This window comes from Pseudomonas sp. OV546 (genome assembly GCF_900116845.1).
Classification (GTDB): Bacteria; Pseudomonadota; Gammaproteobacteria; order Pseudomonadales; family Pseudomonadaceae; genus Aquipseudomonas; species Aquipseudomonas petroselini.
On the sequence record NZ_FPCE01000011.1, the window covers coordinates 90590 to 116907 of the forward strand.

Annotated in this window: 23 protein-coding genes; 10 read left to right on the forward strand and 13 right to left on the reverse strand. The window is 59.4% G+C overall.

Going from position 1 to position 26318, the window contains the following annotated elements; genetic code table 11:
- Positions 1-57 precede the first annotated feature (57 nt).
- From BM403_RS23015 to BM403_RS23035, 5 genes are all read right to left on the reverse strand, one after another.
- The gene (locus BM403_RS23015) at positions 58-903 is read right to left on the reverse strand and encodes an NAD-dependent protein deacetylase (RefSeq protein WP_093545013.1); all 846 of its coding nucleotides are present in this window, start codon (positions 901-903) and stop codon (positions 58-60) included.
- An 8-nt stretch (positions 904-911) separates the two neighbouring features.
- Positions 912-1352, reverse strand: coding sequence for a CBS domain-containing protein (locus BM403_RS23020; protein WP_012723394.1), 441 nt, complete (start codon positions 1350-1352; stop codon positions 912-914).
- Between the two features lie 131 nt (positions 1353-1483).
- Positions 1484-3433, reverse strand: a complete 1950-nt coding sequence (locus BM403_RS23025) for a DNA topoisomerase III (protein ID WP_093545246.1) — start codon at positions 3431-3433, stop codon at positions 1484-1486.
- A gap of 175 nt (positions 3434-3608) precedes the next feature.
- The gene (locus BM403_RS23030; protein ID WP_012723397.1) at positions 3609-5231 is read right to left on the reverse strand and encodes an MFS transporter; all 1623 of its coding nucleotides are present in this window, start codon (positions 5229-5231) and stop codon (positions 3609-3611) included.
- A 65-nt stretch (positions 5232-5296) separates the two neighbouring features.
- Complete coding sequence (locus BM403_RS23035; protein WP_046035922.1) at positions 5297-6943, reverse strand: GMC family oxidoreductase; 1647 nt, start codon at positions 6941-6943, stop codon at positions 5297-5299.
- A 129-nt stretch (positions 6944-7072) separates the two neighbouring features.
- Between BM403_RS23035 and BM403_RS23040 the strand changes: the two genes are divergently transcribed.
- A complete protein-coding gene (locus BM403_RS23040; RefSeq protein WP_046035923.1) occupies positions 7073-7966 on the forward strand; it encodes a LysR family transcriptional regulator in 894 nt (297 codons plus the stop codon).
- A gap of 56 nt (positions 7967-8022) precedes the next feature.
- Here the strand turns inward: BM403_RS23040 and BM403_RS23045 are convergent, their stop codons facing one another.
- The 3 genes from BM403_RS23045 to BM403_RS23055 are packed head-to-tail and all read right to left on the reverse strand — an operon-like array spanning position 8023 to position 11054.
- Complete coding sequence (locus BM403_RS23045; protein ID WP_093545016.1) at positions 8023-9120, reverse strand: DNA alkylation repair protein; 1098 nt, start codon at positions 9118-9120, stop codon at positions 8023-8025.
- An 18-nt stretch (positions 9121-9138) separates the two neighbouring features.
- Entirely contained in the window at positions 9139-10485 is a 1347-nt protein-coding gene (locus tag BM403_RS23050) for a glutamine synthetase family protein (protein ID WP_093545019.1), read from the reverse strand.
- Positions 10486-10496: 11 nt separating this feature from the next.
- Positions 10497-11054 carry a helix-turn-helix domain-containing protein gene (locus BM403_RS23055; RefSeq protein ID WP_046035925.1) on the reverse strand — a complete coding sequence of 186 codons (558 nt, stop codon included), beginning with the start codon at positions 11052-11054 and terminating at the stop codon, positions 10497-10499.
- 312 nt (positions 11055-11366) lie between these two features.
- On the opposite strand from BM403_RS23055, the gene BM403_RS23060 reads away from it, so the two are divergent.
- Positions 11367-11825, forward strand: coding sequence for an REP-associated tyrosine transposase (locus BM403_RS23060; RefSeq protein WP_093545022.1), 459 nt, complete (start codon positions 11367-11369; stop codon positions 11823-11825).
- Between the two features lie 674 nt (positions 11826-12499).
- Positions 12500-12808, forward strand: a complete 309-nt coding sequence (locus BM403_RS23065; protein ID WP_012723404.1) for an RcnB family protein — start codon at positions 12500-12502, stop codon at positions 12806-12808.
- A 118-nt stretch (positions 12809-12926) separates the two neighbouring features.
- Here BM403_RS23065 and BM403_RS23070 read toward each other — a convergent pair whose 3' ends face one another.
- Both BM403_RS23070 and BM403_RS23075 read right to left on the reverse strand, forming a co-directional pair.
- A complete protein-coding gene (locus tag BM403_RS23070) occupies positions 12927-13199 on the reverse strand; it encodes a DUF1652 domain-containing protein (protein WP_012723405.1) in 273 nt (90 codons plus the stop codon).
- A 109-nt stretch (positions 13200-13308) separates the two neighbouring features.
- A complete protein-coding gene (locus BM403_RS23075; RefSeq protein ID WP_093545025.1) occupies positions 13309-14799 on the reverse strand; it encodes a helix-turn-helix transcriptional regulator in 1491 nt (496 codons plus the stop codon).
- A 196-nt stretch (positions 14800-14995) separates the two neighbouring features.
- Here BM403_RS23075 and BM403_RS23080 point away from each other — a divergent pair, with 196 nt between their 5' ends.
- Both BM403_RS23080 and BM403_RS23085 read left to right on the forward strand, forming a co-directional pair.
- Positions 14996-15964: a hypothetical protein gene (locus tag BM403_RS23080; protein WP_064055492.1), complete on the forward strand. Its 969-nt coding sequence runs from the start codon at positions 14996-14998 to the stop codon at positions 15962-15964.
- Positions 15965-16075: 111 nt separating this feature from the next.
- Positions 16076-16696, forward strand: coding sequence for a transglycosylase SLT domain-containing protein (locus BM403_RS23085; protein WP_012723408.1), 621 nt, complete (start codon positions 16076-16078; stop codon positions 16694-16696).
- Between the two features lie 52 nt (positions 16697-16748).
- On the opposite strand, the gene BM403_RS23090 is transcribed toward BM403_RS23085, so the two are convergent.
- From BM403_RS23090 to BM403_RS23100, 3 genes are all read right to left on the reverse strand, one after another.
- Entirely contained in the window at positions 16749-17921 is a 1173-nt protein-coding gene (locus tag BM403_RS23090) for a hypothetical protein (RefSeq protein WP_175538097.1), read from the reverse strand.
- Between the two features lie 14 nt (positions 17922-17935).
- Positions 17936-18823 (reverse strand): nitrilase family protein, encoded by an 888-nt coding sequence (locus BM403_RS23095; protein WP_012723410.1) that lies wholly within the window; start codon positions 18821-18823, stop codon positions 17936-17938.
- Between the two features lie 112 nt (positions 18824-18935).
- Positions 18936-20885 carry a flavin monoamine oxidase family protein gene (locus tag BM403_RS23100; protein WP_093545028.1) on the reverse strand — a complete coding sequence of 650 codons (1950 nt, stop codon included), beginning with the start codon at positions 20883-20885 and terminating at the stop codon, positions 18936-18938.
- A gap of 571 nt (positions 20886-21456) precedes the next feature.
- Between BM403_RS23100 and BM403_RS23105 the strand changes: the two genes are divergently transcribed.
- The 5 genes from BM403_RS23105 (at position 21457) to mgtA (ending at position 26302) form a co-directional block, all read left to right on the forward strand.
- Positions 21457-21642: a type II toxin-antitoxin system HicA family toxin gene (locus tag BM403_RS23105; protein WP_093545249.1), complete on the forward strand. Its 186-nt coding sequence runs from the start codon at positions 21457-21459 to the stop codon at positions 21640-21642.
- Positions 21643-21695: 53 nt separating this feature from the next.
- Complete coding sequence (locus tag BM403_RS23110; RefSeq protein ID WP_012723412.1) at positions 21696-22097, forward strand: type II toxin-antitoxin system HicB family antitoxin; 402 nt, start codon at positions 21696-21698, stop codon at positions 22095-22097.
- 39 nt (positions 22098-22136) lie between these two features.
- Positions 22137-22481, forward strand: a complete 345-nt coding sequence (locus tag BM403_RS23115) for an FKBP-type peptidyl-prolyl cis-trans isomerase (RefSeq protein WP_012723413.1) — start codon at positions 22137-22139, stop codon at positions 22479-22481.
- A gap of 12 nt (positions 22482-22493) precedes the next feature.
- Positions 22494-23099 (forward strand): GNAT family N-acetyltransferase, encoded by a 606-nt coding sequence (locus BM403_RS23120; protein WP_043206181.1) that lies wholly within the window; start codon positions 22494-22496, stop codon positions 23097-23099.
- A 497-nt stretch (positions 23100-23596) separates the two neighbouring features.
- Entirely contained in the window at positions 23597-26302 is a 2706-nt protein-coding gene (gene mgtA / locus BM403_RS23125) for a magnesium-translocating P-type ATPase (RefSeq protein WP_012723415.1), read from the forward strand.
- Positions 26303-26318: the final 16 nt, after the last annotated feature.

Here is a 26318-nt window from a genome sequence, read left to right on the forward strand (position 1 = left end):
TGTGCGGTGGGTCGCGAGACTGAGAGGGCAAACTCAACACCGTTCAATGTGGTTGTGCTAGCCGAGTCGATCGACCAACAACGGCAACAACCGCTCGCACGATGCCTCGATTTTCACCTGCAGCAGTTCATCCCCCCGGGTCTTGCCCAGGTTGATGGCAATCACGGGCTTGCCGTGTTCGACCATCGCTTTGCACAAGCGAAACGCCGAATAGGCCATGAGCGATGACCCTACCACCAGTAACCCCTCGGCATGTCCTACCGCAGCCATCGCCCTGGCCGCTGTCGCCGGCGCGACGTTCTCACCAAAAAACACCACATCCGGCTTCAAGCGCTCGCCATTGCAATGGGGGCAGTGGGGGACCTGGAAGTGCTCTTCAAAGGCCGGGTCGAGCAAGGTGTCGCCATCCGGGGCCTGCACCGCATGGACTTGCGCCAGATAGGGATTGTCGATTTCCATCTGCCGCTGGATCACACCGCGCTCGCTGCGCTGTTGGCAGTCCAGGCACAGCACCCAATGCAGGCTGCCGTGCAGTTCGATCACATCGTGGCTGCCGGCCTGATCATGCAGGGTGTCGACGTTTTGTGTGATCAGCCCGCTGATGCGCTCGCGCTGCTGCAAGGTTGCCAACGCCAGGTGTGCCTGGTTCGGTTGCGCAATGCGTACCCTTGGCCACCCCAGCATCGCCCGTGCCCAGTAACGGCGACGTGCCTGCGGGGTGGCGAGGAACTCCTGATACATCATCGGTGCCCGGCCTCGACGCACGCCTTCGCTGTCGCGGTAATCGGGAATGCCCGACGACGTGCTGATCCCCGCACCGGTCAACACCAGAAAACGCCGTTCGGCCATGGCCCGGTGCAGGGTGTCGAGGTGGTCCTCTTGATGTTCCAGCGTGTCGAGCATGGGGTCCCCTATTCGCCGCGGATGTACTGCTCCAGCTGTTTGATCAGGTCAGCCTGGTCGGCGATGGCTTCTTTGACCAAGTCGCCGATGGACAGCAAGCCCAGCAGCTTGCCGTCTTCGACCACCGGCAGGTGACGCAGGTGACTGTCGGTCATGATGTTCATGCACTCATCGACCTTTTTATGGGAGTCGACGGTGATCACCGGAGAACTCATGACTTCATCGACCCGAGTGGTGACCGACGACAGGCCTTTGAGGATGAGTTTACGTGCGTAATCACGTTCGCTGATGATCCCTACCACCACGCCTTCCTTGATGACCGGCAAAGCCCCGACGTTTTTCTCCGACATCCGGACCAGTGCTTCAAACACGGTGTGGTCGTGTTTGATGGTATGGACCTCCTGGTTTTTCTGGTCCTTGCTTTTGAGCACTTGTGCAACGGTTTTCATGGCGGCCACTCCGGTGTTGTTGTTAGTTAGTCAGGGTCCCCTTACAGAATCCTAGACGGCCCACGCCGAGGCAAGGTCCAAAGCGGCGTTAAACCCGTCGAAAAGCGTCATTCGCCGGTTTTTTTCAGTATTCACCCAGCATTTGTCGGCTTTTTTGCCCGCTTGGGGCTGGCTGTCGTCTTGCGTGGCGCGCTCTTGCGTTTGTTTTTCCACGGCGTAGCGCCTCGACCTGCCGGGCTGGCCGGGCCGGTGATGGTCATGCGCATGCCATTGCAGCGCGCCACCTGCTTGCTCATCCAGGCCGCCTGTTTGGCGACGAATTCTTCCAAGCTCATTTCGCCGCTTTGTACCATGTCCAGCGCCTGCTCCCAGATCGCGGTAGTGCCAGGGTCGGCGATGGCGCGGGGCACCGCGTCGATCAGGCTGAACGCCGCCGGTGTCGCCGACAGCGCCTTGCCGTTCTTCACCAGGTAACCTCGGTCGAGCAACCCTTGGATAATCCCGGCGCGGGTGGCTTCGGTGCCGATGCCGGTGGTGTCCTTGAGCTTTTGCTTGAGCAGCGGGTCTTCCACCAGCTTGGCGACGTTTTTCATCGCCTTGATCAGGTCGCCTTCGGTGAAGGGCTTGGGTGGTTGGGTCCAGAGGTCCTTGAGGTTGACCTTGGCCACCGCGTAATCCTGGCCCTGCACCAATGTCGGCAATGCCTGCGGCACAGGCGCTTCACGGCCCTTGGCCGGTGTGAGTGCTTCGGGCAGGGCGCGTTTCCAACCCGGCTCGATCACCACTTTGCCCACCGCACGCAATGCTTGGCCCGCACAGTCGAAATCCGCTTGAGTGCGATCGTATTCATGGTTGGGCAGGAACTGCGCTAGGTAGCGCGCGCGAATCAATGTGTACACCGCACGATGCTTACCGGCCAATTGCCCGACCTCCTTGCCGGCACCGGTCGGGATGATGCCGTGGTGGGCGCTGACCTTGGCGTCGTTCCACGCCCGCGAGCGACGCTGGGGATCGATATGCGGCATCAATGCGTTTACCGCTGCATCAGCGCGTCCCAGCGCAGCCAGAATTTTCGGCGCTTCGCTGTGCTGACTGACCGGCAGGTAGCCGCAATCGCTGCGGGGGTAGGTGATGACTTTGTGGGTTTCATACAGCGACTGGGCAATATCCAGGGTTTCCTGCGCGCCGAGGCCGAGTTTCTTGGAGCAGATTTCCTGCAGGGTGCCGAGGTCGAAGGGCAGGGGCGCGACCTCACGCATGCGTTCGGTGCGTAGCTTCACCAGTCGCGCCGTGGCGGCATTGGCCATGGCATCGGCGGCGTCACGCGCCAGTTGCGGGTTGAGGCAGCGGCCCTGGTCATCACAGGCATCCTCGGCCGCGCGCCATTGGGCGGTGAAGGTCATGCGCTCGTGGTGCAGGTCGACATCGATGGCCCAGTAAGCCACCGGCACAAAATCCGCAATGCTGCGGTCGCGGTCCACCACCAGGCGCAGGGTCGGCGTTTGCACCCGACCTACGGGCAATACGCCCTGGTAACCGGACTGGCGCCCGAGCAGCGTGAACAGGCGGCTCATGTTCATGCCGATCAACCAGTCGGCGCGGGAGCGGCCCAGGGCCGAGTGATACAGGCTGAAGGTCTCGGCGCCGGGTTTGAGGGCCGCCAGGGCCTTGCGAATCGAGGCATCGTCGAGCGCCGACAGCCACAGCCGCTGGATCGGCCCGCGATAGCGGCAATGCTCCACCAACTCGCGCGCGATCATCTCGCCTTCACGGTCGGCGTCGGTGGCGATCACCAATTCCTGCGCTTCGCCCAGCAGTCGCTTGACCACCTTGAATTGGCTGGCGGTCTTGGGTTTGACCAGCATCTTCCATTTTTCCGGGACGATGGGCAGGTCGGCCAGCACCCAGCGTTTGTACTTGGCATCGTACGCATCGGGCGGGGCGGTTTCCAACAGGTGGCCGATGCACCAGGTGACTGTGACCCCATTGCCCAGCCAGCAACCGTCGCCCCGGCGGCTGGCGCCGAGCACGGCCGCAATATCCTTGGCCTGGGAGGGTTTTTCACAGAGGTACAGCCGCATGGTCATCACATCAGATGGGGTTGATGCCTTGCAGGATGCTTAGTCTGAGGGATTTGAGCAACTGTTATCTGTATGGATGTACAGCAATTTATGTAGGCGCTGGGGAATAAATGTGGGAGGGGGCAAGCCCCCTCCCACAGGCGATCTTCAGTGTTTGAAAATCCGTTGTTACGGGTCAGTTGTTATCGATATCCACATGCCGCGTTTCTTTCAGGCAGACCATCCCCACAATCAGGCTCACCCCTGTCACGACCACCGGGTACCACAGGCCGTAGAAGATATCGCCGGTGTACACCACCAGGGCAAACGACACGGTCGGCAGGAACCCGCCAAACCAGCCGTTACCGATGTGGTAGGGCAGGGACATCGAGGTGTAGCGGATGCGCGTCGGGAACAGTTCCACCATCAGCGCTGCCAGCGGGCCGTAGCACATGGCGGCGATCAGGATCAGCGCCACGATCAGCACCACCACCATGGTCTTGTTGACCTGGGCCACATCCGCCGAAGACGGGTAGCCGGCCAGGGTCACGGCGCCACGCAGGGCTTTTTCGTCAAACCCGTCGATACGCACGTCACCCACGCTCACCTGCACCGGGCTGCCGGCAGGTGCCACGGCGCTGCTGTAGGGCAGGCCTTGCTTGACCAGGAAGGTCTTGACCTTGTCGCATGGGCTGTCAAATTTCGCCTTGCCCACCGGGTCGAACTGGAAGGTACAGGTCGCCGGATCGGCCAGTACGGTGATCGGTGCCTGGCGACTGGCCTGGTCCATCGCCGGGTTGGTGTAGTGCGCCAGGCTCTTGAAGATCGGGAAGTACAGCACGGTGGCCAGCAGCAGGCCGAGCATCAGCACCGGCTTGCGGCCCACTTTGTCCGACAGCCAACCAAAGAAGATAAAGAACGGTGCGCCGATCACCACGCTGATGATCAACAACATGTTGGCCAGGGCCGGGTCCATTTTCAGGAACTGCGTGAGGAAGAACAGCACATAGAATTGCGCCGCGTAGAAGGTCACCGCCTGGCCGCCGTTGATGCTGAACAGGGCGATCAGCACGATCTTGAGGTTCTCCCATTTGCCGAAGGACTCGCGGATCGGCGCCTTGCTGACCTTGCCTTCCTCTTTCATTTTCAGGAACGCCGGCGACTCATGCAGGCTCATGCGGATCCAGGTGGAAATGCCCAGCAGCACGATGGAAAACAGGAACGGAATGCGCCAGCCCCACACTTCGAACTGGTCACCGGTGAAGTAACGGCAGGCCAGCACCACCAGCAGTGAGAGCAACAGGCCGAGGGTCGCGGTGGATTGAATCCAGCTGGTGTGAAACCCGCGCTTGCCCGCAGGCGCATGCTCGGCCACATAGGTCGCCGCGCCGCCGTATTCGCCGCCCAGGGCCAGGCCTTGGAGCATGCGCAGCACGATCAGGATGATCGGCGCCGCAATGCCGATGCTGGCGTAGGTCGGCAACAGCCCGACGCAGAAGGTCGCCACGCCCATCAAAATAATGGTGACGAGGAAGGTGTATTTACGCCCGATCATGTCGCCCAACCGGCCAAACACCAGTGCCCCGAACGGTCGCACCACAAAGCCGGCCGCGAAGGCCATCAAGGCGAAGATAAACGCCGTGGTGTCGTTGACCCCGGCAAAGAACTGCTTGCTGATCACCGCCGCCAGGGCGCCGTAGAGGAAAAAGTCATACCACTCGAACACCGTCCCCAGGGACGAGGCGAAGATGACCTTTCTCGATTCGTTGCCGGTGCTGGCGGTAACCGCCGAGCCCAGGGGTTGAGCATGTTCTGACATCGGGTAGCCCTCACAGTGATTATTTATTGTTGTTCCACTGTCGGCGCCAGGTTTGGCGCCGCTATTCAGATTGCATGAACCAGTTCTTTCTCCGGGGCGAGACTCCTTGTAGGCGGCGAAAGGATCAGCTGCGCGGCTTTCTCCGCGATCATCAGCGTCGGTGAACAGGTGTTGCCGGAGGTAATGCGCGGCATGATCGACGCATCGGCGATGCGCAACCCAGGGACGCCATGCACCCGCAGTTGCGCATCGACCACCGCCTCTTTATCGCTGCCCATGCGGCAGGTACCGACCGGGTGGAAGATGGTCGTACCGATGCGCGCGGCGGCTTCGTGCAGTTCCTCTTCGGTCTGCAGCGAGTCGCCCGGCAGATATTCCACCGGCTTGAACTGGCTCAGGGCCGGTGCGGCAACGATGCGGCGGGTCAGGCGGATCGCATCGGCGGCCACACGCAAGTCTTCCGGATGGCTGAGGTAGTTGGGACGGATCAGCGGTGCATCCGCCGGGTTGGCCGAGCGAATGTCGATGCGCCCGCGACTTTGCGGGCGCAAGTCGCAGACCGAGGCGGTAAACGCCGGGAACGCATGCAGCGGTTCGCCAAAGCGTTCCAGGGACAGCGGTTGCACGTGGTATTCAAGGTTGGCCGAGGCCTGTTCCGGGCCCGAGCGGGCAAATGCGCCGAGCTGACTGGGCGCCATCGACAGCGGGCCGCTGCGGTCGTACAGGTAGCGCAGGCCCATCCCCATCTTGCCCCATACGGTGCCAGCGATCTGGTTGAGGGTGCGGGCGTTTTCCAGCTTGTAGATCAGCCGCAGTTGCAGGTGATCCTGCAGGTTGCCGCCCACGCCCGGTAACTCGTGCAGTACCTCGATGCCCAATGGCTTTAGCACGTTGGAGGGACCTATCCCGGAGCGTTGCAGGATGCCCGGTGAACCCACGGAGCCGGCGCACAGCACAATCTCCTTGCGCGCTTTCCAACTGACCTGCTGGCCGTGCTGACGCGCGACCACCTGAGAGGCGCGGCCGTTTTCCAGCAGCACGCGGTCCACGTCCACGTCGGTCAGCACTGTGAGGTTGGGGCGTTGGCGGACCGGCTTGAGAAACGCCTTGGCTGCGTTCCAGCGCACCCCGGCTTTCTGGTTGACCTGAAAGTAGCCGCAGCCTTCGTTGTCGCCCTGGTTGAAATCGTTGAGGTTGGCAATGCCGCTCTGCGCCGCTGCGTCACGGAACGCATCGAGGATCGGCCAGTGCAGGCGCTGTTGCTCGACCCGCCATTCACCGCCGTCGCTATGGAACTCCGAGCTGCCGGCAAAGTGGTTTTCGCTTTGCTTGAACAGCGGCAGCACGTCTTTCCAGGCCCAGCCTGCGTTGCCTTCTGCCGCCCAGCCGTCGTAGTCCAGGGCCTGGCCGCGCATGTAGATCATGCCGTTGATGGACGAACAGCCGCCCAGCACCTTGCCGCGTGGATAACTCAGCGCACGGCCTTGCAGGCCTTCCTGGGCTTCGGTCTTGAAGCACCAGTCGGTGCGCGGGTTGCCGATGCAGAACAGGTAGCCGACGGGGATATGGATCCAGGGGTAATTGTCGCGGCCGCCGGCTTCCAGCAGCAGCACGCGATGGGCGGGGTTGGCGGACAGTCGATTGGCGAGCAGGCAGCCCGCGGGGCCGGCGCCTACCACGATGTAATCGTATTCAGCAGTTGCAAAGGGCATCTGAGGCCTCGCTTGTTTTTCTTATTGGTTCCATCCTAGTTGTTAGTTTTCGTCTTAAAAATGTTAGTTTTTACCCAGCTGCTGTGCGTTTTTAAACAGCGTAGCCGAGGCTCATTCAATGGAGGCGTCATGTTCGACTGGAACGACCTGCGGTACTTTCTCGAGTTGCAGCGCAGCGGCCGCCTGCTTACCGCCGCGCAACGCCTGAAAACCACGCATGCCACCGTGGCCCGGCATATCGAGGCGATCGAGAAAAGCCTCGGCACCGCACTGTTCGTGCAGCATGCCCAGGGCTACGAACTGACCCCCGCCGGCGAAGCCCTGCTCAAGCACGCGGAAGCCATGGAAAACGTCGCGCTGCTGGCCGAAGACGAACTGACCCACTCCGCCGCGCCCCTGGGCAAGATCCGCCTCGGGGTGGCCGAAGGGTTGGGCGTGATGTTCCTGGCCAGCCGCATGGGCGGCCTGTTCGACCGCTACCCCGGCCTGGAAGTGGAACTGGTGGCGGTGCCGCGCTTTGTCAGCATCCTCAACCGCGAAGCGGAAATCAGCATCCACCTCGAACGCCCGAGCGTCGATCAACTGGTCACACGCAAACTCACCGACTACCGCCTGGCCCTCTACGCCAGCCGTGCCTATCTGGACCGCAACCCGCCGATCGAAAAACGCGAAGACCTCGCGGCGCATGCGTGGATCGATTACGTGGACGACCTGCTGTTCAGCCAGGAGCTCAAATTCCTCAGCAGCTTCTGCCGCAACCCCAAGGTGGTGTTCCACAGCACCAGCGTGATCGCCCAGCACCAGGCGGCGCGCTCCGGGTTGGGGATCGCGGTGTTGCCGTGCTTCATGGCAGCCGGCGACCCGGAGCTGGTGCCGTTGCTGCCGGGGGAGGGGATCCAGCGCAGTTACTGGATCAGCTCGCGCCGGGAGTTGCATAAGTCGGTGCGGCTGCGGGTGTTGTGGGACTACGTGGTGGAGTTGTGCGCGCGGGAGCAAGGCTTGTTGCTGGGCGAAACCAACTGAAGAAACCGGATCAATACTGCTCCCACATTGGATTTGTGTGGAATCACTGAACCCGGTCAGGCGCGCAACTCAAACTCGGCACTCCCCAGCCGTTCCCCATTCACCAGCACATGCACCACATGCCGGCCAGGGTAATGCTTGCGGGTGGTCATGTCGCGAATGTGCTGTTCGCGCCGAATGTGCTGCTGCTCTCCGGCACCCAGGCTGAATGCCTTGAGCTTGAACACCTTCGCCGCGCCGTGGCCGGTGCTCTTCACGTAGTCGATGGCGTAATCCACCACCAGCTTCTGTGGGGCCGGGGCCGTGGATTCCAGGGTGAAGGACAGGTTGATGCGTTCGCCGAGGTTGATCACCGCTGGCGTGACCATGAGATGGTGGATCTTCACTTCGGCCTTGGCGCCTGCACCCATAAGGGTCAATGCACGCGTATTGCCTTGCTTGATCAGGCTGCGCAGGGCATGGCGGGCGATCCAGGCGGTGTGAGGGTTCTCCAGGTTCCAGCCTTCGATCAGGCTGAGCACCCACTCCGGGTGGTCCTTGGTGATGTCGTTGAGGTGGTTGGCCACGGACTTGCGCACGTACAGGCTGCTGTCGGCCTTGAGGTGGTCGAGGATCGACGCGCACAACTCAGGGTCAGCCTGGACTTCGGCCAAGCGAAACGACCAGGGCAAGCGCGGCCGCGACCCTTCGCTGGCCAGGCGGCGCACGTGTTCGTTGTCATCCTGCGACCACGCCTGCATGACCGCCAATGTGCGCTGGAAGTCGTGCAGCAGAAAGTGGCGGATGGCGAATTCGGCGGAGCCAAACGTTGTGAAGTATTTGAGGGCAGCCATGGAGCGCTTGAAGTCATCCCGCCCATAGCTCGCCACGTAGTGCGGCAAAAACAGGCTGACAAACCCACTGTTCAGGCGTGGCGCCAAGGCGTAGAGCCGCGTGAGGGTTTGCGGGTAGTCCAGCGGGATCACCGCATGCAGGCTCTCGCTGACCCGCGCCATGCGCTGCATCACCGATAACTCGGCCAGCCCGGCCTTGGCGTGCTTGAGGAAGCCCTTGGCGTCGAACGCCGGGTACACCGCCGTCATCTCACTGGCGATGTGTTGCAGGCGTTCGACGTTGAAAATTTCCTTCAGCGCCGGGGCAGCTTGGTCGGTCATCGATGATTCCAGGGGCGGTTAAAGAAACCAGCGGTATTCCCGCGCATTGATCTCTTGTTGAAAGGCCAGGTGATCCTGGCGTTTGTTCTCGCAGTACACGTCGACAAATTCGGCGCCCAGCTTATCGCGCAACACCGCTTGATGCTGCATGGCGCGTACGGCTTCGAGCATTTCCAGGGGGAAGTCGCTGCCGCTGCTACGGTCCTCGTTCAGCGGGGCGATGGGTTCGCGCTTGGCTTCGAGGCCATGCTCCAGGCCCACCAGGATCGCCGCCAGTACCAGGTACGGGTTGGCATCGGCACTGGCCAGGCGATGCTCGACGCGCAGGTTGCGTGGGTCGGACTCGGGAATGCGCACACACGCGTCGCGGTCTTCAAAGCCCCAGCTGGCGCGGGTGGCGGCATTCACCGTGCCGCCCAGGCGGCGGAAGGCGTTGTGGTTGGGCGAGAAGATCGGCATGCAGTGCGGCAACAATTCCAGGCACCCGGCCACGGCGTGGCGCAGGGGCTGCTGCTGATGGGCTGCGAGCACATTGTTGCCCGCGCCGTCATACAGGCTGACATGCACGTGCATGCCGCTGCCCGGGAATTGCAGGTAAGGCTTGGCCATGAAACTGGCGCGGTACCCCTGTTTGAGCGCCACGCCACGGGTGCTGCGGCAGAACAGGGCGGCCCAGTCGGCGGCGCGCAGGCCGTCGTCGAGGTGGCCGAAGTTGATCTCGAACTGGCCGGGGCCGAGTTCGGCGGTGATCACCGTGATATCGATGCCCTGGTCCTTGGCGGTTTGCGCCATGTCATCCAGCACGCCGTTGAAGCGTGACAGCCGTTCGATGTGCAAGTTGGGCTGGTCGTCGGCATCGCCGCTGAGCGGGTCGCGGGCGAATTGCGGCAGGCCGTTATCCAACGTTTTGTCGAACAGGTAGAACTCCAGCTCAAACGCCACCACTGGGTGGATGCCCTTGTGCTGCAGGCGCTCCAGCACCTTGGCCAGGACTTCGCGGGGTTCGAATTCGATGGGCGCGTCGGTGCCATCGGAGGTCATCAGCATCTGGCCCAACGGCTGTGATTCCCAGCTCACCGGCTTGAGCGTGCCCGGCACCAGGCGGCGGTTGGCGTCCGGGTCGCCGTCGTTGAAGCAGTAGTCGCCAATCTTGAACAACCCGCCCTGAGCCCCCAGCAACACGGCATTCTGCGGCAGCTTCAACGGGCTGCCGGCGGCAACTCTTTCCAGCATCTCGATGGGGTAGCGCTTGCCGTAGAAATGCCCGGGAATGTCCAGGGCGATCAGGTCGACATAACGCACATCGGGATGGTTCTGGCGAAAGGTCCGTACTTCGGCCAGTAACGTGGAGGCATGGCTTTTCACGGGTGTTGCTCCTAGTTGTAAACCCACAACACGCGGGCGGGCAGGTCGGTGAGGTTGGCGTAGCGGCAATGGGCGAAGCTGGCCAGGTGAAAGCTGTCGCCGGGGCCAAGGGTGACCGGATCGGCCTCACCTTCTACCCACAGCGTTAATTCGCCCTCCAGCACAAAACCGGCCTGCTCGGCGCGATCGCTCATGGTTTGTTCGCCGCTGTTGGCGCCAGGGGCCAACAGGCTGTCGAGCATCGAGAACGCGCCGTTCATGCTCGGTGAGACGAGGATGTCGGTGATGCCATTGGCGTAATACACGGTGCGCCGCTCGTTGGGGCGGGTGATCCAGTCCACGGCCTTGGGTTTGGGCTGGCTGTAGAAGTAGGTGGTGGGCACGTCGAGGGCGTGGCTGATGGCGGTCAAATCGGCCACCGTCGGTCGCGACAGGCCGCGCTCGACTTGGGACAGGAAACCCACGGAACGCTCAATTTTTTGCGCGAGCTGGGCGAGGGTGAGCTTCTTGTGCTTGCGCAGATCGTGGATCAACGCCGCGAGAGTGGCGAGTTCTTCTTGTTGGTTCATGAAATTTATTTCGATTAATTTCATGAAAAATTACAGGATTTATTTCATGCGGGCAATGGGGGCTGCAGGATGAGGGGGTTCCTGTGGCGAGGGAGCTTGCTCCCGCTGGGCTGCGAAGCGGCCCCAACTCGTACGCCGCGTTCGTTCAGGTCATTCAGGGTTTAGCTTTTTGGGGCTGCTGCGCAACCCAGCGGGAGCAAGCTCCCTCGCCACATGGGTGGAAGGAAATATGAGGAAATTGAATTGAGCAGGGAGATGGGCGCGGACTGCTAGGTTGAGTTGATCAGATTATCAATCGCCAGGAGCATTGAGTTGCTTCAGAAGCCCAGCTCTCATTTGTTACGTTGTGGTCGTTACTCAGAAACAGGTCGTGCCTACTTGGTGACCGCGGTGGTTTATCAACGGCGGCCTGTATTTACCCACTTTTACCTGGGGCGGTTGCTGGTTGCAGAACTCAAGCAGGCCCATGACCTCGGCCTGGTTGAATCACTCGCCTGGGTCATCATGCCGGATCATTTCCATTGGTTGTTTGAATTGCAGGACGCGTCGCTGCCCCAGGTTATGCAGCGGGTGAAATCGAGGAGTACGCTGACGATCAATCGAGCCTGCGGCACACAGGGCGCTTTTTGGCAAAGCGGATACCATGATCGAGCCGCGCGTGCCGAAGAAGACCTTATCCAAATCGCGCGCTACATCATCGGTAATCCCCTGCGAGCAGGCTTGGTGGAGCAAGTGGGCGACTACCCTCTATGGGACGCTACCTGGCTATGAAGGCATGTCACCTGTGGCGAGGGAGCTTGCTCCCGCTGGGCTGCAAAGCGGCCCCAATTCATACGCCGCGTTCGTTCAGGAGCTATACGGTTTAGCTTTTTGGGGCTGCTGCGCAACCCAGCGGGAGCAAGCTCCCTCGCCACGGGGGTGGTGCGCTACATCATCGGTAATCCCCTGCGAGCTTGGTGGGTGACTACCCTCTATGGGACGCTACCTGGCTATGAAGGCAGGTCACCTGTGGCGAGGGAGCTTGCTCCCGCTGGGCTGCGAAGCGGCCCCAACTCTTACGCCGCGTCTGTTCAGGGAGTACACGGTTTTGCTTTTTGGGGCTGCTGCGCAACCCAGCGGGAGCAAGCTCCCTCGCCACGGGGGGGGCGCTACATTATAGGTAATCCCCTGCGAGCAGGCTTGGTGGGTGACTACCCTCTATGGGACGCTTCCTGGCTATGAAGGCATGTCACCTGTGGCGAGGGAGCTTGCTCCCGCTGGGCTGCGAAGCGGCCCCAATTTATACGCCGCGTCCGTTCAGGGAGTACACGGTTCTGCTTTTTGGGGCTGCTGCGCAACCCAGCGGGAGCAAGCTCCCTCGCCACAGGTGACGTGTTGCTTGATTGAATGATCGCGCGTGGCAGCGGTCCGAACCTGGGTACGCATCATTCATTGAAGGAGCACCCATGAAATCCAAATCCCTGATCGCTTGCCTGCTGGTCGCCACGAGCCTGTCCACCGCCAGCTTTATCGTGCAGGCCGGTGATACCCCTCAGGAAACCGTGCAACCTTCGAATATCAACGCCCGTGACTTGAAAGAAGGTGATCGCGCGCCGGATATGCTGATGCGCAAGGAATCGGCCGTCAGCGACTGGAAAAAACGCGGTCTCAAGCAGCCTGAAGAAGACAGCCAATGGACGCGGGTAGGCGATAAGTTCGTACTGCTCAAGACCACCAACGGCACCATCCTGGAGATCACCCCCGTCAAGAAGTGACGGTGGTTATCGTAGCGGCTCAGGGTTGAGGTAACCGGCTTCAAAAACCGCGTTACCTTCCCAGCGAAGAAAGCAGGGGGTGCTTACTCCACTAAGAAACTACCCCCGCACGCTGAGCTTATTGTTGCGTCGCTGAAGGCAAATCATCCAGCGTGAGCTTACCCACGTTGTTGCATTGCAATTCGTAGCGCAGCTCTTCCACCATCTTTTCAACTTCTTGCGGGGTCTGCAGCCGGTTCGTGCTGATCCCGGTCACCACCAAGTCCACGCGGCCGGTTTCAGCGTCGTAGACCTTGAGCGTCAGGGACGCATCCCGGCACAACGTGAATTCACATGTCAGCGGCGACAGGCCTTCTTCGATGCAATTTCGCAATTGAGAGAGGGTAAACATGCTGTTTCCTTCAAGGCATAAGTTTCGACCCTTGAAGGTTAAGGACTGGCCCCTGGCGCCATAAGGCGAATTCGCACTAGGTGCACTAGTGCATTTGCACTTAAAGGGTTTACTTTTTAAGACGCAACTCGCCCGCAAACAGCCCGCGTTCACGGGCCCAGACGATGGCCGAGCTGCGGCTGTGCACCCCCAGTTTCGAGTACACCGTGGCGACATGATTGCGCACCGTATTGGGCGCCAGTTTCAGCCGCAAGGCGATCTCCTTGTCGGCCAGGCCTTCGCAAATCAAGCCCAGCACATCGCGCTCGCGGGCCGTGAGGTCGGTAAAGCTGATATTGGGTTGGTTGGGACTGTTGACGCTCTTGGCGTTGGCCAGTTTTTCGATGAGGGTCTGGCTGAACCAGGAGGCGTCCTGCATCACCTCTTCGATGGCGGCCACCAGTTCCAGTTCCGAGCGTTTGCGTTCGGTGATGTTCATCATCACCAGCAAATAGCAGGGCACGTCCTGAATGATCACGGTGTCGGCAGAGACCACACAGTCGATCACCTCATTGCCTTTTTTACGCACCTTGAGGTCCTGGCCGTCGAGATTGCCGGCTTTTTCCAGGCTGGTGAACAACTGCGCACCCGCTTGGGGGCTGTCGATGAAGTCGATGTCTTCGACGGACTTGCCGATCAGTTCCTCGCTGGTATAGCCGGTGAGACTCATGAACGCTTCGTTGATGTCCACCACCTGGCGGTTGGCGGCGCTGCACACCAGGGTGGGCACCGGGGTCAGGCGGAAAGACTTGGCGAAGCGTTCCTCACTCTGGCGCAGGGCGATTTCCGCTTTGCGTCGCGGCTCCAGGTCCATGAAGGAAAACAGCATGCAGTCCTCTTCGTTCATGTCCAGCGGCTGGCCGGCGACGATCACCAGTTTGCTGCCACCTTCGGGCAGTCTCAGTTCGGCCTGCATTTGCGGGATGGTCGCGCCTTCGCCCAGGCGCTGGATGGCCAGGTCCTTGCGTTCGGCCTGTTCCAGTACGTCCAGTTCATACACGGATTTGCCGATGACTTGGTCGCGGTTGTAGCCGGTCATTTCCAGAAAACCCTGGTTCACCTTGATGTAACGCAGGTCGCTCAAGCGGCAGATCACCGCGGGCGCCGGATTGGCGTTGAAGGTTTTCTCGAACCGCTGCTCGGCGCTCGCCCATTCGGTGGCGTCGCTGAGGATCAGCACCAGCAATTCCGGTTCGCCGTGCGAGTCCGTGATGATCAGGCTGCGCAGGCGATGGACCCAGGTCTTATCGGCGTCAGCGATGGGGGTGCATTCGACCACCACATCACTGAACTCTTCGCCTGCGGCTACGCGGGCGAGGGGGTAGTTTTCCAGTAGCACCGGATGATTGTTGCGATAGCGCAGGGCGAAGTGTTCGGCGTAGGCCTGGGTATTGGCACCCAGTGCCGTGACGTCATCAATGCCGTGCATGTTCAGTGCGGCTTCATTGGCCCAGAGGATGGTCTGGTCGACCTCAGCGAGGATGATCCCGTCGGACACACCGGAGATTATTTGCTGCAGTTGGCGACGGTTGGTTTCTTTGGCGAGAACATCCTGGGTCATAGAATCTCCGGGTTTTGGGTGCATGAAAGTACGACACCCGGGTATCAGGATAGTGCAGAGAAAGTGCAGGGAGGGGAGTGCGAATGCACCAGGCGACCTGGTGCATTTGGGCCACGACTGAACGTATGTCGTTTCGCCACACTCACACCCATCAAGGCATTTCGCCTTGCTCCCATAACGTGTGAAGGACCTCTGTATGACCACTGTCTATGAAACCAATCGCTCGCTGTTTCGTGTGTCCTGGAGCTCGGTGCTCGCCGGTAGTGCAATTGCCCTGGTGACCTATCTGGTACTCAGTGTGCTGGGCACGGCCATCGGTGCCAGCGCGGTCAACCCCATGGAAGCCGGTAACCCGCTGAGCGGTTTCGGCACCGGGGCAGGGATCTGGCTGTTCGTCTCCACGCTGGTTGCCATCGGCGTTGGCGCGTTTGTCGCCGGCCGCACGGCACCGGATCGCGGCGGCCTGCACGGCGTGCTGACCTGGACCGTCACCACCTTGCTCACCACCTGGCTGCTGGCTGGCTTGGCCGCCAGTGTCGTCGGCACTGCCGGCAATGTGGTCGGTAAAGGCCTGTCGGCTGCTGGCAGTGGTATCGCCGCGGCGGCGCCAGGCATTGGTGACAGCATCAAGCAACAACTGAACGAGCAGGGTATCCAGTTGGATTGGAACAGCCTGCAAGGCGAACTCGATACCTTGCTCAAGCAGAGCGGCAAGCCTGAACTGGACCCGGCTAACGTCGAGCAGAAGACCGACCAGGCCGCCGCCGATGGCAAACAGTCCGCCACCGCCGCAGCGACCGACCCTGCCCAGGCCGGCGATGCGCTGAAGCAATGGTTCGAGCGCGTCAAAGCCTCCGGTGAGCCTGCGCTGAACGCGGCCGATAAAGAAGCCCTGGTCAACATCGTGGCTGCCCGTACCGGCAAGAGCAAGGAAGAAGCCACGCAGATCGTCGACAACTACGCCCAGGCCTATCAACAGGCCATGCAGAAGGTTGATGAGCTGAAACAACAGGCTGAACAAAAAGCCCGTGAAGCCGCCGAAGTGGCCGCCAAGCAACTGTCCCGCGCTGCCTGGAGCACTTTGGCCATGCTGTTGCTGGGTGCGGCCTTGAGCTTTTTTGTGGGTCGCCTGGCGCTGACCAACCGTCGCGTGCCGTTGGCTTAAACCTTTGGGTCGAGTGGCAAGGACGCCGCTTTTCCCGTCACGGCAGCGCTGTACTTGGGTGTGATACGCGTAAACTGGCGGCCTTTTACGCGTATGACACACAGATGCCCCTTGAGCGCAGGCAAAGCCGTCGGACTGTTACTCCTCTCTTCTCTGTTGGCGGCGTGTGGTACTTCACCGCCACGCAACCCCAACGATCTCTGCAGCATCTTCCGTGAAAAGGACGACTGGTACGACGCCGCTAAAGTCACGCAAAAGCGTTGGGGCGTGCCGATCCAGGTGCCGTTCGCCATCATGTACCAAGAGTCGGGTTTCCATCAGGACGCCTTGGCCCCACGCAAATACCTGCTGTGGATCATCCCCTGGGGCCGCGTCTCTACCGCCGCGGGTTACGCCCAGGCCAAGGATGAGGTGTGGAACGACTACCGCAAAAGCACCGGCCGCAGCGGCGCCAGTCGCCATGACTTCGACGACGCCATCGACTTTGTCGGCTGGTACATGGACAAGACCTACAGCGTCAACGGCGTGTACAAATACGACGCCTACGGCCAGTACCTGAACTACCACGAAGGCTGGGGCGGCTACCGCCAGCGCACCTACGCCAGCAAAGCCTGGTTGCCGCCGGTGGCCAGCAAGGTACAGGCGCGCTCGCAGATGTATGCGCAGCAATATGCGGGGTGTAAGGATGATTTGGGGCGGGGATTCTGGAGTCGGTTTTGGCGGTGGTTGTGAGAGACCAAAAGCTGTTCCCACGCTGCAGGAGGCACGCAGCGTGGGAAGGCTCTTACGCTTGAACTAACCAACCTACCAGCGGCACTATCATCAATGTACTCAACGCCATTGAAGTGACATTACCTATATACGGGTGAACGTGTGCGGGCACGCGCGCTGCAATCGCACAGGCCAATGGCGGCGCGATCAGCGCCCCGAGCAGTGCACTCGAAGCAATGACTGTCCAACTACCACCATGGGTCAATACAGCCGCAGGCACGACGGATACCAGTGGAACGTAGGTTGGGTACCAGCCTCGTTTGATCCACTGTTTTCGCCAGATCACGACACCTGACAACGATGTCAGCGCCTGGGCGCCCAGCAGCGGCAAGACCAGGCCTGATCCATACGCCGGGCTGACGGGGTTCAGGGCGTATGCCAATAACACGCCTGCCAGCAACCCGAGACTGGCGAGTTCGTTCCCAAAAAACGGCGCTTCGGAAAAGTCTGCCAGCACCCGCCGAAGGCTCCAGGCTATCCCGTAAGTAGGCGGTTTTGCAGGCGCCGGTCTGGCGGGGGCGATGTAGTCGGAACGCACCAGCAAGGGCACTCTACGACACAGTACAAACGCTATGACACTGCCGACGGCCATGCCCACCACGTTGCCGATAACCACTGGAAGACCTAGCGGTACGCACACGAAGTTCACGATCAACAAGCACATAGGCGTCACCAGCAATGCGCCCAGCACCGCACCGTTTATCGCAACTTTCCAGCCGCCACCGAACATCAGCACCATCGCCGCCGGTAATGAGACGAACGCCGCGAACGTCGGTTGCCACGTCTGTGCGGTGACGCTCCAGCCCCACAGTAGATTGCTCAGCAGTAGCCCCAACAGTGAACTGGTTATCAGCCAAGGCCACAGTCCCGTTCCGTAGGAAATGGAAAATCCCTGCCAGGTTTTACCGTGCTTGCTTGCCCACCAAGCCAGGTAAGCGCCGCCCAGCAAGCCGAGTGATGCAAGTTCATGCTTGTAGAAGGCTACTTCACTGATATCCCCCAGTATCCACCGTAGCCACGCAACCGGATGGGGCAGGCTCGCGACCATCTCGGCGTAGCCCGGCCATGAGCCTTGAGTGCTCAGCGCTACCCAAAGCACCAGCAGTACGCTACTCAACCCCAGCATCAGGACGGTGATGTCCATCCAGGAACAGCCGGATCTCGTTTCGGTAATGAGTGTTTTCATGCTGTGCCCTCCGATCAACGTGGAAGGGCAGGGTGGTGGGAGTAACCGAGCATTTGATCGTAGAGATCATTACGTCGATCACGTTGCAGGTCATTGAGGCTGTTCCAGATCGGAGCACTGCGGGCGCTGGTGACATCAATGTCCGCGAACAGGATTTCCTGGCGATTGGCCGAAGCTACCGCGCCAATCGGCCAGCCGTTGGTGCCGGCAATCAACGAGCATCCGAGGTAGCGCGCTCCACGCTCTTCGCCAATGCGGCTGGCGGCGGCGATAAACACATTATTGACGTGGGCGGCGGTCATCGTCAGGTATGACGCCATGCATTTGCCTGCCTCATCGAATAGCGGCGGTGGCGTCCACACCCAGTTATTCAGGCTGCAAATAATATCGGCACCTTGCTGGCCAAGAATGCGGGGCACCTCCGGGAACCAGATATCCCAACAAATCAGCAAGCCAATACGGCCGATCGGCGTTTCAAACACTGGAAAGCCCGTATTGCCAGGGGTGAACCAAAGCTTTTCCAGGTTCCACAAATGCGCTTTGCGGTATTTGCCGATAAACCCGTCAGGACCTAGCAGCACGGCCGTATTGAACAACTGCATACCGTCTATTTCGCACAGGCCAGCCACCAGATAAACCTGATGCCTGCAGGCAAAGTCTATCCATGCCTGCACACTGGTACCGTCTGGAACCAGTTCGGCGTGATCAAAAGCATCCTGGCGACTGCTGAAAAAATACCCGCAATTGGTGAGCTCAGGCAGCACGATCAGGTTGGCTCCGCCGTTTGCGGCTTCGGTTGCCAGTGCAAGACTTTGATGCAAGTTATTGGCTCGGTTATTCATGCCAACCTGAGGATCAAGTTGTATGACCGCTACGCGTGCAGGGCTTGCTGGTTCGCTCATGGAGGTGACCTCTTATTGTTATACAACCGGAAATCGGTTGGGTGTTTATAAGAGGCGAGCAAATGTTTAATTGAAAGTCGGGCGATTCCCGTTGCGTTGTAGTCTCTTTCTTTTACGGTTCGGCTTTGTAGGTGGGATAGTCATGCATAGTAAAACCTCCGTTGAATGTTGCACGGGTTTTGTTGCAAATGTTTATCACGGTATCCACTGCTCCTCTGAAACAGGGTTCCGTCCAGCCTGCATCGACGGAGAAAGACTCCCCGCAGAGGTAAAGGCCTGACTTATGAGAGAAGTTACGATTATATTGCAGTAGTTTCATAGCGTTGTAGTAAGTGCCTGCACGGTAAAGCTTTGCGCAACCCAGTGCGTTTTTATCGTTCATCCAGCGTTGCACGACCGCTTGTTTGCGTCCGATGTAGGGTGATATTTTTTCTTTTATGTTTGTGGATTTCAACAGGATTCGGTCAAGGTCTTCGATGCATTTGTCTACAAGCTCTTCATCGCTGAACACCGATAACTTTGTGGCATCATCTTCCCACGTATAGCTGAGTAGGATGCAATCATAGGTGTTGGTGTTGTTATAGCGGTACGTGTATACATCATGAACTAAACTGTCTGTCACGAGCGTCTGCGGAATGTTCTTGTTGTGAGAGAGGAACGACTTTTTAAGCGGGGCGTACACTTTACAGCTGGTTTCCCAGTGAGCTGATTTGTAGGCTTCTGTGATCTCGAAGGGGAGCATTTCCTGGCTGAAGCCTTCAATGGATACCTGTGTTTCGATCAGCCATGAGGGCAGCGTCATTACGACAGAATCGCAATCGATGAATGCGTTGCTCGATGTTCCTTTTGGGCTGATGCTCCAGTCGTAATAGACGCGTATTTGCCCGTTGTTAAGTTTCTTCAGTTTTGTCACTGCACTGCTGGTCAATAGCCCGGACTGACTTTTTATGAGGTGTTCGTACAAGGAATCCTGCGTTTCGCCGGGTTTGATGAAGAGCAGGGACTCGGCCAGCGATCCAAGGCCGATGTAGTTTGGTTTGTTGAACGCAATGCCTCTCGAATCCAACGTCTCAGGAGCGTCCAAGTAAGGCGAGGCCATGAGGGTGCCGTCCGCGTTTACGCGGCCGTGGATCAGTTGCAGATGACTACTGAATCCGAATATTGCAGTGCGTAGCGGATAAAGCGCGCAGACGTCATAAAACGCTCCCCAACTGCCATCACCAATTCCGATCGCGTAGAAAACAGCCGACTCCTGCGCCGTCATGCCCATGCCACCAAAGTTTCCAGGGTTGCTTTGATTCCAGTTGTCGATACTTGGCATTTTGACCAGGTCGCGAAAGGAAATACCTTCATATGTTCTGACTATCGACGCCCACATGTCCTCCCAGTGCTCAGCCCCATAATGTTCGGCGATGATCCGCGTCATGCGTTCGGCGAAGACTTTCCATTTTGCAAAAACGTTGCCCAACGTTTGACCCGGAGGCGGGGTTTTCCCATCGGCGTTTTTCCAGATGAGCATGGTGGGTTCTGTGCTGTTATCGATGCTTCCCTCTCGCAGGTAGATACCCGTTGAGCGCACTGCAGGGCTACCCGGGTTTGGAAAGTCTGAATGACGTAATTCGAACGCATTGGCGTAATAGGCCATCAGTGATCGCCCCTCTTTAGGAGGCTCGCTTGAGTGGTTGAAGAACGGCATCCTCATTGCACCCATCTCGAAAGGTGGTCTGCCGACAGTGTTGGTATTGTTGTGCCCAAGGGCGGTAAGGTGCCTGCCGCCAATGCGTGTCGATTTTTCAAGTAAAGTCAGGTTGGTGAAACCGCATCGATACAGTTCGCGTGCGGTTGTTAAGCCTGTAATGCCCGCGCCGATGATGCAGATTTTATGTTGGGTTTCAGTGGCCAGCGCGATGCCATTTACTTGCTCGACCAACGCGCGATAGTCAAAGCACAAATCAGGCGGGTTGGGGTATGTCGTTCTCCATTTATTCTTGCTGGAGCGCTTTTTCCGATGATGCCGTTGAGCGATGTCGGCAGAGTAGTTGAAGTTGGAACCGATGGTCATTCTGATATTCCCTATTCAGAGTTAATGGGCTCTTCATAGGTTGAACGCGGGCGTTGTTAGCCTGAAATAAGCTGGCGTGACTTTTTGGCGAGGGTAAGTCGTATTCTTTCGTAAGGGCAGTGTCGACAACTGACGATAAGGGAGTATGCCCCCTCACCCTGATAGCACTGTATTAGCTCGGCTGTATACACGGCAGCGACCGATCCACCAAAACGCAGGGCCGTGATTTGAGCGGCGCAAGCGGTCGAGATCCTCTCGGAATCGTCCTGCAAGTTAAAGGGAAATGTCGCCGATCTGGCTCCTGTGACCGCTTCAAGATTCTGCGTGGCTGTGCAGAACTCAAGATAGCCGACTCTTATCCGGTCAAATTCCACCCGCCTTTTGTACCCACCGAAACCTGGGCACAAAAACTGACATTAGTTTGCTCGCGTAAGGGAGTTGCACATCGTCATCATCGCGTCACATAAGCCCGCTTGCAGGTAAAGCGGGCTTTTTCATGAGTGTGTCTCGTGTGTACAAATAACGCATTGCCATGCGGTGGTGTGTAATATACACACCTAAGGGTTGGGCGATGAGAAGTCGAGAGCTGATTGACCTGCTGGTTGCGGAGGGTTGGTTTGAGGTGGCAGTTAAAGGCAGTCACCATCAGTTCAAACACCCTGTGAAGCGGGGGCGAATAACCGTCCCTCATCCCAAGTCGGAGATCGCCAAAGGCACTCTGCACAGTATTTTCAAATCAGCCGGTCTCAATTATTGATGCTGCTGAATGAGTTGGACGAGCTCCTGAGGGGCTTGTCTAGAGGAGGAGCAATGAAATTCCCGGTGGTCGTGCACAAAGATGCTGACTCGGATTACAGCGTGACGGTCCCTGACTTGCCGGGTTGTTTCTCGGCGGGAGGGTCTTTTTCCGAAGCACTGGATAATGTCCGCGAGGCATTGGCTTTGCATCTCGAAGGGCTGGTTGCCGATCAGGAACGGCTTCCTCAGGCACTGGAGGTTGATGCGCATTTAAGTAACCCGGATTTCGCCGGTGGCGTTTGGGCGATTGTCGACTTTGATCTCACGCCCTATCTGGGGAAGTCGGTACGGTTCAATGCTTCTTTGCCGGAACACTTGTTGCAACGTATTGATGAGCGTGTGCAAAAGGACCACCGCTATGCATCGCGGTCAGGTTTCTTAGCGACGGCAGCCTTGCGCGAACTCTCTGCTTAAAGCAACACAAGCAAACACTATGTATCCAAAGGGACGCCCATGAGCCACGAAGAACTCCAAATCATCGACCTCCGCCCCGGCACCGGCAAGACCGTGGTCAAGGGCGCGCTGATTACCACCCAATACACCGGCACCCTGGAAGACGGCACGGTGTTCGATTCGTCCTGGGAGCGGGGCAAGCCGTTTCAGTGCGTGATCGGTACCGGGCGTGTGATCAAGGGCTGGGACCAGGGCTTGATGGGCATGCAAGTGGGCGGTGTGCGCAGCTTGTTCGTGCCGGCGCATTTGGCTTATGGCGAGCGGTCGATGGGCGCACATATCAAGCCCAACAGTCATCTGCGCTTTGAGATCGAGTTGTTGGAAGTCCTGACGCGGGACGATTGAGGGCGGATGAATATGGACGTGGATGCGCACCTGTTGCCGGGGGGCTCCGTTGCGGGCATTCGGGTCACTGAGCTGGGCGGTGGGGATGAGGCCGAGCTGCAGCGGTTTTTTGAACGCGCACCGGATTACTTCGTCGCCGTGAATGGCGAGCCGGCCACGCCGACTGAAGCGCATGAGGAGTTGCGGGGGCAGTTGCCGGTAGGGTGGACATGCCGGCGGATGTATTGGCTGGGTTACCGCGATCAGGACAATGAGCTGGTGGCGGTGGTGAACATTGCGGCGGATGTGTTGGCGGTCGGCGTCTGGCATATCGGTCTGCTGCTGGTGGATGCACGGTTGCACGGCACCGGGCTGGCGCACCAGCTGCATGCGGATCTTGAAGCGTGGGTGGTTCGCAATGACGGCCAATGGTTGCGGTTGACGGTGGTCATCGGCAACACCCGTGCTGAACGTTTCTGGCCAAAACTCGGTTATGTGCAGGTGCGTACCCGTGAGGGAATCACGATGGGGCGGCAGGTGAACAGGGTGTCGATTCAGGTCAAGGCATTGGGCGGTGGGCAGGTGGATGATTACCTGGCATTGGTGGCAAGGGACCGACCGGACACCGCGTCACAGTGAATGTACACCCAACCCTATGGGCGGGCGCTTGCTCCCTTCCACATTTGATCCTCAGTGGGCCCAGGAAAAGGCGTACCTGAACCCTCCCTGAAGAATCTTCTTATTCATCATTCGGAAGCTTTCCTACGGTTTACTCTCCTAGTATCGGGGCGTAAGCTTCGCGCGTTTTCATCAATTGCGGAGACCCTCAGTGGGTACTTGTTCGAGTGACAGTAGTCGGCCGGTTTCGTTGACCGGCATAGACTTGGCAAGGTAACGCGCATTTTCCAGATGCCGTTGTCTCGCCAATAAAGCGAGAAGCGGCATCGCGGCAGTGACCAGTCCTGGCTCCTGTCCGATTCCCTCTCATCGACGCTGACCTGCACCTGATTAACCTCGGGATGCTACGGACGCGCCTGCCTTTTACGGCGGGCGGGCCAAGCCGGCTGTGCCTTTAAAACGGGCGCGGTGCGCGAGGCGGTACCTGCACGAGTGTTTCCTCGCGCAGGAGTAACACCATGAACTTCACACTGTTGAAAGAGTTCTTCGCCGGCTTCCTGCGGACCCGGCATATCGCCCGGCATTTCCGCCGCTTGGCGATGCTCGACACCGTGGCCGACGCCAGCGTCAGCCGCGAAGTGCCGCCGACCTTGGCGCAAACCCTGGTGATTTCGGCCAACAGCAGTGCCGTGCAATTGCTCGGCACCCTGGGCAGCCACTCCGAAGGCTTGAACACCCAGGAAGCCGATGCCTTGCGCGTGCAATACGGCCTCAACGAAGTCGAGCACGAGCAGCCGCTGCCGTGGTGGGTGCACCTGTGGCATTGCTACAAAAACCCCTTCAACCTGCTGCTGACTTTGCTGGCGGTGATCTCCTGGCTGACCGAGGACATGAAGGCGGCCACGGTGATTTTCTCCATGGTGGTGCTCTCGACACTGCTGCGCTTCTGGCAGGAGGCCAAGTCGAACAAGGCGGCCGACGCCCTCAAGGCGATGGTGAGCAACACGGCGACCGTGTTGCGTCGGGATGAAACCAAGCGCATCGAGCTGCCGATCAAACACTTGGTGCCGGGTGACCTGATCGTGCTGTCGGCCGGTGACATGATCCCCGCCGACTGCCGTGTCATCAGTGCCAAGGACCTGTTCGTGAGCCAGGCGGCGATGACCGGCGAATCGATGCCGGTGGAGAAGTTCGCCCAGCAGCAAGATGCCAACACCCGTAACCCGCTGGACCTGGAAAACATCCTGTTCATGGGCACCAACGTGGTGTCCGGCGCGGCGACGGCGGTGATCCTGACCACCGGCAACAGCACCTATTTCGGTGCGTTGGCCCAGCGCGTCACCGCTACCGACCGCGCGACCACCTCGTTCCAGCAAGGCGTCAACAAGGTCAGTTGGTTGCTCATCCGCTTCATGTTCGTGATGGCGCCACTGGTGCTGTTCATCAACGGGTTCACCAAGGGTGACTGGACTGAAGCGCTGTTGTTCGCGCTGTCGATTGCCGTGGGCCTGACCCCGGAAATGCTGCCGATGATCGTCACCTCGACCCTGGCCAAAGGCGCGGTGTTTCTCTCGCGTAAAAAAGTCATCGTCAAGCGCCTGGACGCGATCCAGAACTTCGGCGCCATGGACGTGCTGTGCACCGACAAGACCGGCACCCTGACCCAGGACAGGATTTTCCTCGCGCGCCATGTGGACGTGTGGGGGGAAGAGTCCGACGACGTGTTGGAAATGGCCTACCTCAACAGCTACTACCAGACGGGCCTGAAAAACCTGTTGGACGTAGCGGTGCTGGAGCATGTGGAGGTGCATCGCGAGCTGAAGGTGGGTACGGCGTTCCAGAAAGTCGATGAGATCCCGTTCGACTTCAATCGTCGCCGCATGTCCGTCGTGGTCGCCGAGCAAGGCCAGCCACACCTGTTGATCTGCAAAGGGGCGGTCGAAGAGATTCTGTCGGTGTGCAACAACGTGCGCCATGGCGACGTCAATGAAGCGCTGACCGATGACTTGCTGGCGCGCATTCGCCAGGTCACCGCCGCGTTCAACGAGGAAGGCCTGCGCGTGGTGGCCGTGGCCGCGCAACCGATGGCGCCGGGGCGCGACACCTACAGCCTGGCGGATGAACAAAACCTCACGCTGATCGGTTATGTGGCTTTTCTCGACCCTCCGAAGGAAAGTACCGCGCCTGCGCTCAAGGCTCTCAAAGCCCACGGCGTCGCCGTGAAAGTGCTGACAGGTGACAACGAATTGGTCACCGCTAAAATCTGCCGCGAAGTGGGCCTGGAGCAACAGGGCCTGCTGATGGGCAATGACATCGAGGACATGACCGACGCCGAGCTGGCCAAGGCCGTGGAAACCACCAATGTGTTCGCCAAGCTGACGCCGTCCCACAAGGAGCGCATCGTGCGCCTGCTCAAGGCTAACGGGCATGTGGTGGGCTTTATGGGTGATGGCATCAACGACGCGCCGGCGCTGCGTACGGCCGATATCGGCATTTCGGTCGACAGTGCGGTGGATATCGCCAAGGAAGCCGCCGACATCATCCTGTTGGAAAAGAGCCTGATGATTTTGGAGGAGGGCGTGCTGGAAGGCCGGCGTACCTTCGCCAACATGCTCAAGTACATCAAGATGACCGCCAGTTCCAACTTCGGCAACGTGTTTTCGGTGCTGGTGGCCAGTGCGTTTATTCCTTTCCTGCCGATGCTGCCGATGCACCTGCTGGTGCAGAACCTGCTGTATGACATTTCGCAGATCGCGATTCCGTTCGATAACGTCGACGCCGAGATGCTCGCCAAGCCGCAACGCTGGCAGCCCGGCGATGTGGGGCGGTTCATGCTGTTTTTCGGGCCGATCAGTTCGATCTTTGACATCACCACGTTCGCGCTCATGTGGTATGTCTTCGATGCCAACACCCCGGACCACCAGACGCTGTTCCAGTCCGGCTGGTTCGTGGTGGGGCTGCTGACCCAGACGCTGATCGTGCACATGATCCGCACCCCGAAAATCCCGTTCCTGCAGAGCCGCGCGGCGATGCCGTTGATGGTGATGACCGGTGTGATCATGGCCGTGGGGATTTTCCTGCCGATGGGGCCGCTGGCGCACTACTTCAAATTGCAGGCGCTGCCGTCGCTGTACTTCGTGTTCCTGCCGGTGATCCTGCTGGCGTACATGGCGCTGACCCAGGCGGTGAAGGGCTACTACATCCGTAAGTTCGGCTGGCAATAAACAGGGAAGATTTTCT

Excerpts from the sequence above, each read along its gene's own strand:
- BM403_RS23015 (WP_093545013.1), bottom strand. The coding sequence starts at position 903 with ATGCTCGACACGCTGGAACATCAAGAGGACCACCTCGACACCCTGCAC.
- BM403_RS23020 (WP_012723394.1), bottom strand. The coding sequence starts at position 1,352 with ATGAAAACCGTTGCACAAGTGCTCAAAAGCAAGGACCAGAAAAACCAG.
- BM403_RS23025 (WP_093545246.1), bottom strand. The coding sequence starts at position 3,433 with ATGCGGCTGTACCTCTGTGAAAAACCCTCCCAGGCCAAGGATATTGCG.
- BM403_RS23030 (WP_012723397.1), bottom strand. The coding sequence starts at position 5,231 with ATGTCAGAACATGCTCAACCCCTGGGCTCGGCGGTTACCGCCAGCACC.
- BM403_RS23035 (WP_046035922.1), bottom strand. The coding sequence starts at position 6,943 with ATGCCCTTTGCAACTGCTGAATACGATTACATCGTGGTAGGCGCCGGC.
- BM403_RS23040 (WP_046035923.1), top strand. The coding sequence starts at position 7,073 with ATGTTCGACTGGAACGACCTGCGGTACTTTCTCGAGTTGCAGCGCAGC.
- BM403_RS23045 (WP_093545016.1), bottom strand. The coding sequence starts at position 9,120 with ATGACCGACCAAGCTGCCCCGGCGCTGAAGGAAATTTTCAACGTCGAA.
- BM403_RS23055 (WP_046035925.1), bottom strand. The coding sequence starts at position 11,054 with ATGAACCAACAAGAAGAACTCGCCACTCTCGCGGCGTTGATCCACGAT.
- BM403_RS23065 (WP_012723404.1), top strand. The coding sequence starts at position 12,500 with ATGAAATCCAAATCCCTGATCGCTTGCCTGCTGGTCGCCACGAGCCTG.
- BM403_RS23070 (WP_012723405.1), bottom strand. The coding sequence starts at position 13,199 with ATGTTTACCCTCTCTCAATTGCGAAATTGCATCGAAGAAGGCCTGTCG.
- BM403_RS23075 (WP_093545025.1), bottom strand. The coding sequence starts at position 14,799 with ATGACCCAGGATGTTCTCGCCAAAGAAACCAACCGTCGCCAACTGCAG.
- BM403_RS23080 (WP_064055492.1), top strand. The coding sequence starts at position 14,996 with ATGACCACTGTCTATGAAACCAATCGCTCGCTGTTTCGTGTGTCCTGG.
- BM403_RS23090 (WP_175538097.1), bottom strand. The coding sequence starts at position 17,921 with ATGAAAACACTCATTACCGAAACGAGATCCGGCTGTTCCTGGATGGAC.
- BM403_RS23095 (WP_012723410.1), bottom strand. The coding sequence starts at position 18,823 with ATGAGCGAACCAGCAAGCCCTGCACGCGTAGCGGTCATACAACTTGAT.
- BM403_RS23100 (WP_093545028.1), bottom strand. The coding sequence starts at position 20,885 with ATGACCATCGGTTCCAACTTCAACTACTCTGCCGACATCGCTCAACGG.
- BM403_RS23105 (WP_093545249.1), top strand. The coding sequence starts at position 21,457 with ATGAGAAGTCGAGAGCTGATTGACCTGCTGGTTGCGGAGGGTTGGTTT.
- BM403_RS23110 (WP_012723412.1), top strand. The coding sequence starts at position 21,696 with ATGAAATTCCCGGTGGTCGTGCACAAAGATGCTGACTCGGATTACAGC.
- BM403_RS23115 (WP_012723413.1), top strand. The coding sequence starts at position 22,137 with ATGAGCCACGAAGAACTCCAAATCATCGACCTCCGCCCCGGCACCGGC.
- BM403_RS23120 (WP_043206181.1), top strand. The coding sequence starts at position 22,494 with ATGGACGTGGATGCGCACCTGTTGCCGGGGGGCTCCGTTGCGGGCATT.
- mgtA (WP_012723415.1), top strand. The coding sequence starts at position 23,597 with ATGAACTTCACACTGTTGAAAGAGTTCTTCGCCGGCTTCCTGCGGACC.